The 3,298-nt window shown below is 30.4% G+C and carries 3 protein-coding genes; all 3 read right to left on the minus strand.

Annotated elements, in window-relative coordinates:
- Nucleotides 1-255 precede the first annotated feature (255 nt).
- Nucleotides 256-393, minus strand: a complete 138-nt coding sequence (locus ACXJH6_RS07230) for a hypothetical protein (protein WP_456471084.1) — start codon at nt 391-393, stop codon at nt 256-258.
- The gene (locus tag ACXJH6_RS07235; protein ID WP_456471085.1) at nt 393-1,211 is read right to left on the minus strand and encodes a KilA-N domain-containing protein; all 819 of its coding nucleotides are present in this window, start codon (nt 1,209-1,211) and stop codon (nt 393-395) included. The genes ACXJH6_RS07230 and ACXJH6_RS07235 overlap by 1 nt, the downstream gene beginning before the upstream one ends.
- Before the next feature lie 243 nt (nt 1,212-1,454).
- The gene (locus ACXJH6_RS07240; RefSeq protein WP_456471086.1) at nt 1,455-2,681 is read right to left on the minus strand and encodes a tyrosine-type recombinase/integrase; all 1,227 of its coding nucleotides are present in this window, start codon (nt 2,679-2,681) and stop codon (nt 1,455-1,457) included.
- Between the last annotated feature and the right edge of the window lie 617 nt (nt 2,682-3,298).

Genomic DNA, 3,298 nt, shown 5'->3' on the forward strand with positions numbered 1-3,298 from the left:
TCACTTTTTACCTTTAAAAGAGAATATATGGTGCAGACTGGGGTGCAAAGGGGTGCAAGTCATTTTGGAGGTTTGCACCCCGTTTATACCTTTTAAAATCCCCTTTTTTCGGGGGTTTTATATATAATGGGGTGCAGAGGGTGCAAAGGGTGCAAAGAAAAAAAATTATTTTTAAAAAAGGGAATAGGTTAAGAGTTTAAAAAACTCGCCCACCAGTTTAAAAGCCGTCTTATTTTCTCCAAATATTTACGGTGATTATTTACTCAATACCTCAACAAATTCCTTATTAATATAATACTTGGCTTTATCGATTTTTTGTTCTTCAAGTAAACCTATAAGAGACAATTGCTTGAGATATTTTGAGGTTGTCTGTCGTGTAATGCTGAGGTGCATTATTTTAATTGTTTATTATTTTGATTTTTTAGTAATGAAGTAAATTGTTGCTTTGCAATTTCTCTTAATTTTTCAAATCTTTCTTTTTGGCTTAAGCCTTGTTTAATCATATCGGCATTAAAAGCCTCTAAATTTGATAACACAACTAATTCTTCTACACTTGCATAATCTCTTATGTTTCCCTCTCTATTAGGATTTTTATTTCTCCATTCTTTTGCAGTCTTCCCAAATACAATAACATTTAACATATCCGCTTCATTTGCATAAGTATAGTTTTTCCATTTATCATCTAAACTATCATCAATCAAATGTTCTTTTATTGCATCTGTATGAATACGATAATTCATTTTTGCAATTTCTCTTTTTACATCCCAGCCAAGTTGTTGTCTTTGCAGTTCTTCTTCTTTAAGTCTTTGAAATTCTTTAATAAGGTATAGTTTAAATTCCGGACTAATCCAACTTGCAAACTCAAATGCTATGTCTTTATGTGCATAAGTTCCACCATATCTACCACTTTTGGAAATAATACCAATAGCATTTGTAGCATTTATCCACTTAGTTGGCGATAAAGTAAAAGCATTACTACCAGCTTCATTTCTAAACCCCTCGAATTCGATGGGGTTAAAATTTGGATTATTAAGCTGTTCCCATAAACCTAAAAATTCAATAGTATTTTTATTTCTTAACCAATTTAATATTACAGCATTTGGCTCATCACTTTTATATTTTGCAATATCTGTTAAAGATATATAATCATCCTTATTTGTTTTGGTAATTCTTATTGCTGTATCTTTTACAATTAATTCTTTTTTAACCATTTTGATACCCTTTGAGACTTAATTTTTATCATTATATCAAATGCATTTAATGTTAAAGAATTCAATAATTTTTAACATATATTCTCTCTTATGTTAAAAAAAATTAAAGAATTTAACATATATGATGAGATAAAGCCTTTAAAATGATGTTTGTCGACTTTTTTCCGACTTTTTCCGACTTTTCGACTTTTTAAAATAAAAAAAAATATTTTTTTATAAAATTTTTAGCCCACCTCTAAAAAACTAAATGTCGGAAGTTAAAAACTCTTCCCACCATTTAAGCAGTGCAAGTCTCTCTTCAAGCAGGTCATCCCTCATATAGGCTTCCGTAACATCATCACCTAATTTGTGATTCAGCTGTAATTCGATTGTATCTATATTTGCCGCTCTTTTTTTTCTTGCAATGCTTCTAAAAGCTGACCTCCAGCCGTGCGGTGTATGGTCTTTAATGCCTAAAAGCCGGTAATATTTTCTAAGTCTGTTACTTAAGCTCTCTTCCTTTATTCCCTGTTCTCTAAACACATAAGACGATGAGCCGTTAATTTCTTTGAAGTATTTAAGTATTTCAAGCAGTGTATCCGTTAAAGGCAGTCTGTAAGGCAGTTCATTGGCTTTGTATGTGTGAGGCGGATAAATTATCAGTTTTTTATCCAACTCAATATATTCCCATTTTAACCTGTAAAGCCCGACATCCCTAAGAGCTGTGAGAGCCTGAAACTGCATTAAATATCTTCCTGCCTTATATTTATACTCTGATATGATTTTATATATCTCTTTTATTTTTTTTTCATCAATAACGGCTTTCATTTTCTCTTTTTTAGCTTTTGGAAGTATTGCGGCTGGGTCTATACCATAAGCCGGATTAAAATCAATCAGACCTAAATTTAGAGCATAATCAAGACATTTTTTAACGTAATTAAACACTTCTTTTGCGGTATAAGTTTTGTTTTGAGTTCTTGTAGCATTCGGTAGCTTTTGCTTTGGTATCCATTTTATAAACTCGACCAAATCAAGGCGGGTTATCTCATCTATTTTCTTGTGACCCATAAAAGGAATGGCGTATCTCTCAAATGCTCTTAAATAATTTGCTTTAAATCTTTTTTTAGTTACATCATTTTTTTTAAGTTCCAAAAACTCATAAGCAATCGTTTTAAAAGTTTTCTTTTCAAGTTCTCTTTTAATTTTTTCCTCTTTTTCTCTTTTATAATCTGCCGGGTCAATTCCTCTTGCTAAAAGTTCCTTATACTCTCTTGCAATCTCTCTTGCCGCTTTAAGGGAAATATCAGGGTATTTGCCTATTTTGATATTCGTATCTTTTTTAGTTCCAATTTTTTTGTATCTAAAATCCCATATAACGCTTTTTTGTTTTTTAACCAACCTAAGCCCTGCAACCATTCCGTCACTTATCTTTGTTTTATCACTTTTTAAAAAAGCATTAATTGCCGTTTGAGTTAAATTTGCTTTTCCCATTGCTTGTCCTTTAAAGGCGGGGATGGTGCGATTATAAAATCGACCCCACTACCGACCCCACTATTTTTAACGCTTATATGATACAATGTGAGACAGCTATATACAACAATTTCCCGATTTTATGGTAAAATTATTTTCCAAGTGATACAGTATGAAACATTAAGAAACACAAAAGCGTTGCTTCTCTCCCGCACCATTTATTCATCTAAAATCCCCATAAATGTGATGTTCTGAAAGATTAATCACTTTTGACAGTCCATCTAATAGTTTAAAAATAATTTTCTTAACACTGAAAATATGTAATAAATTAGAAAATAAGTGTTGTATGTAGTCTTCTTGATTAATAAATTTCTTACAAGTGTATTCATATTTTGTATTGGAGATGAATTTCCATTATTTATTTTTTATGATATACAGTTTATTTGTATTAGGACTTTGTTCTTAAAATATTTCTTTTTTTAAAAATTTTTCCAAATTTTCATAAAATTTCCTGAGTGTGTTTGAAAAATATCAAAAATTTTATAAAATAACTATATGAGAAGAGAAAGAGTAAAAGTAAAAAGGGTTGATTTAAAAGAGTTATATGAAAGATTTTTTAAAAAACTAGATGTTGTTTA

This window comes from Caminibacter sp., assembly GCF_053999135.1.

Coding starts and splice junctions, on each gene's coding strand:
- ACXJH6_RS07230 (WP_456471084.1), bottom strand. CDS start 393: ATGCACCTCAGCATTACACGACAGACAACCTCAAAATATCTCAAGCAA.
- ACXJH6_RS07240 (WP_456471086.1), bottom strand. CDS start 2,681: ATGGGAAAAGCAAATTTAACTCAAACGGCAATTAATGCTTTTTTAAAA.
- ACXJH6_RS07235 (WP_456471085.1), bottom strand. CDS start 1,211: ATGGTTAAAAAAGAATTAATTGTAAAAGATACAGCAATAAGAATTACC.